General features: G+C 69.2%; 4 protein-coding genes. 1 reads left to right on the top strand and 3 read right to left on the bottom strand.

What is annotated here, in order from left to right; genetic code table 11:
• The coding region (locus VIU94_RS01885) for a hypothetical protein (protein WP_331906792.1) at positions 1-286 on the top strand (286 nt) is incomplete at its 5' end.
• A 361-nt stretch (positions 287-647) separates the two neighbouring features.
• Here the strand turns inward: VIU94_RS01885 and VIU94_RS01880 are convergent.
• The 3 genes from VIU94_RS01880 to VIU94_RS01870 form a co-directional block, all read right to left on the bottom strand.
• A complete protein-coding gene (locus tag VIU94_RS01880) occupies positions 648-1094 on the bottom strand; it encodes a DUF8243 domain-containing protein (RefSeq protein ID WP_331906790.1) in 447 nt (148 codons plus the stop codon).
• Between the two features lie 685 nt (positions 1095-1779).
• Complete coding sequence (locus tag VIU94_RS01875; RefSeq protein ID WP_331906788.1) at positions 1780-2199, bottom strand: hypothetical protein; 420 nt, start codon at positions 2197-2199, stop codon at positions 1780-1782.
• A 91-nt stretch (positions 2200-2290) separates the two neighbouring features.
• The coding region (locus tag VIU94_RS01870) for a helix-turn-helix domain-containing protein (RefSeq protein WP_331906786.1) at positions 2291-2710 on the bottom strand (420 nt) is incomplete at its 5' end.

Below are 2710 nucleotides of genomic sequence, written 5' to 3'. Positions count from 1 at the left end.
CTGGGTCCGGTCGGCACGCGCCGACCGGGACGCGCTCCCCGAGGCGGTGCGCAACCTGGTGGACGAGATCCGCGCCGAACTCGTCACCGTCAAGGACCCCTACTTCCGGGGCATCGACAACCGGCCGGACCTCCCGGCCGGCTGCTGGGTCGAGCCGAGCCGCTCGACCGTTCCCGAAGGCGCGCACATCGCCTGCTTCGACCACGGCCGGGGCTGGCTGCGGTACACGTTCGTCCGCCGCGCCGCAGACCCTCAGATCGTCGCCGAAGAGGTGTTCTGGCAGTAGCCCCCCCCGCCTTGAGGGCGAATTTCACCATGCCTCTGCGCAGCGAGTGGGACCGCCACCCGCCCTGACGGCCCGTGGGGCGGATCGATCGCTCGACGACGTCGGACGTGGCTTCTTCGGTCATCCGGCCGCTGGGAAAAGGGGGATCTTACGTCGCATACTGCGGGCATCGGAGACAGACGGTGCTGCCGCGGTCGTCGAGCATCGGGGACAGCAGCAGTCGCTGCCGATCACGAGGGTCAGCACCTCCCAGGAGGCCGCCTCGGCGAACGCCTCGGTGAGCCCGTGTGGGGGCAGCGCTTCGTCGGCGCTGCCGGCCCCTGACCGCGGCGGTCCCGGGCAACTGGGGTCGGCCCAGAGGTCAGCGCATCCGGTCCAGCACGGCCTGGAGGTCTTCGAAGGCGTAGGCCCAGTTATGGCATTTGAAGCTCCGCAGATCCGTGATCGCGTTCCCGCAACCATGGCAGAGCAGCCCGGCGATGGCCTCGGGAGCCTCGGTGTTCACGTACTTGTGCTCGCCCAGGATCACTTCCGCGATCATGGCGCGCCCATGCGTGTTGTCGAGCGCCGACGAGACGATGTCCAGCCAACTGGGTTCCCGGCCGCACGATCCGCATGCCGAGGAGTCGCCGCTCACCCAGAGCGGGGCGCCGATGGTGTCGGCGTCCATGCCGAGGAGCTCCTCGACCTTGCGTACGTCCTCCTCCTTGGTGACCCACCGGTAGCGGCCGGGCAGCGCGGCGGGTGAGTCGTAGACGGCCTGGAAGACGGCATTGCTCACTCTGCGGGTCTCTCGCTGTGAGGTCATGGTGACTCCCTTTCACATGGGCCGTCCGCGGGCCTCGGTGCGTCCCGGTCCCGCGAGGTCCGGCCCTGGTCGGTGTGGTGCGCTTCGCCTGCTTAGTGACCGCTGCGTGGTCGGGTCGCACGGGCGCGCCCGGGAGATCGTCCGAGAGGGTGGCCCCGGCGACACCACCTGGAGGACAACAGCAGCTCGACGGCGTGGCGCTCGCGGACGGCCATCGGCTCAACGTGTGCGAGGCCAGAGGCCGGCTGGAACGACCTCTGGCGGGAAGAGTGTTCAGCGCCAAAGCGGCTCTCGATCTCGGGTCGCTCCAGTGGCTCCGAATCATCCCGCCGAGAACAGGAGGCCAGTGGCGTGGAGGAGACGTCTACGGAACGCCGTCGGTTCGCTCCGGCAGCGACCAGCAGGCTCTGGGCTTCGTTCGCGCCCCCACGGCGGCGCGACACCAGCACCCAACATGCCCGTGGGGGCCTGCGAGAATCCTCGCGCGCGTGTATGACCTGCGCCTCTCCCCCGCCAGGGCACCATCGCCGGGCTCGGAGTTCCTCGCAGATTCGGATGATCCGGTGGGTGCGGGCCGCGCTCGGGGCGTGAGCACGTGGAGTGTCACCCGCCACTTCGGCCGCCGAGGCGGCCCGGGCGCCGCCCGTGATCCTCAGCGGATCGTGACGGCGCCCGAGCGGGTCGATCAGAAGTGCGGGTCGAGCAGCGAGCCGAAGGTGTAGGTGTCCGCCGACCAGTGGTACTCGGTCGGGTCGTTGAGGTACGCGGTCTGCAGGCCGGGCTGGTTCAGGCTGGACGTCTGCTTGTAGTGGCCGTTATAGGGGACGATGCAGTCCTTCCACGTGTAGGTGCCCGCGGCCAGGTAGATGTCGCGGGTCGGCGTGCGGCTGCCGTTGAAGATCTGCGTCCACGTGTAGGTACCGGAGGCCAGGTACATGCTCCTGGTGGTGCACGCGCTGTAGTTCGCCCCACTCGGTTCGCCGTCCAGCCACACACTCCGCGTGTTGTACGCGGTGTCGGCCGCACTCGCGGGCGTCCCCGTCAGCGTCACGACCGCCGTCGCCGCAGCAGCCGTGGCCGCGAGCTTGCTGAACATTCCAGACATGCGATTCTCCCCTTGATCACGTTGTCGTCGATGGGTGCTCAGGCGATGAGGAACCGTCAGACGCCTGCTCGGGCAGGGCGTCCGGCCTTCGTCATCCAGAGGAGAATCTAGGTCCGGGCAGCGAGCCGTGGTGTGCGTGGCGTGCGGGGTTGCTGTGCTCTGCGCGCCGTTGGGCGGCCAGGGAGAACGCACGGTGTTCCGTGGGGGTCATCCCGTAGGCTTCGCGGAACGCCCGGCTGAACCCGGTGGCGCTTGCGAAGCCCCAGCGAGCCGCGATCGCTTGAACGGGCTGGCCGCCCAGCTCCCCGGATGCGAGGTCGGTGTGGGCCCGCTCCAGCCGGCTGTGGCGGATGTGTGCCGCGATGGTCAGGGGCTGGTCGCCGAAGAGGGCGTAGAGACACCGCAGGGACATGTTGTGCCGATCGGCGATCACCTGGGGAGTCAGGCCCGGGTCGCCGAGATTGTTCTCGATGAAGCGGTGGATCCGCTGCAGCGTCACCTGCGCACGGGC

The sequence above is a fragment of the Streptomyces sp. genome (assembly GCF_036566765.1).
Lineage (GTDB): Bacteria > Actinomycetota > Actinomycetes > Streptomycetales > Streptomycetaceae > Streptomyces.
Note: the sequence above shows the minus strand (reverse complement) of the source record. Positions and strands in the feature narration are given on the sequence as shown.

What these genes read in the sequence shown, in the direction of transcription:
- VIU94_RS01875 (WP_331906788.1), bottom strand. Translation starts at nt 2,199, where the DNA reads ATGTCTGGAATGTTCAGCAAGCTCGCGGCCACGGCTGCTGCGGCGACG.
- VIU94_RS01880 (WP_331906790.1), bottom strand. Translation starts at nt 1,094, where the DNA reads ATGACCTCACAGCGAGAGACCCGCAGAGTGAGCAATGCCGTCTTCCAG.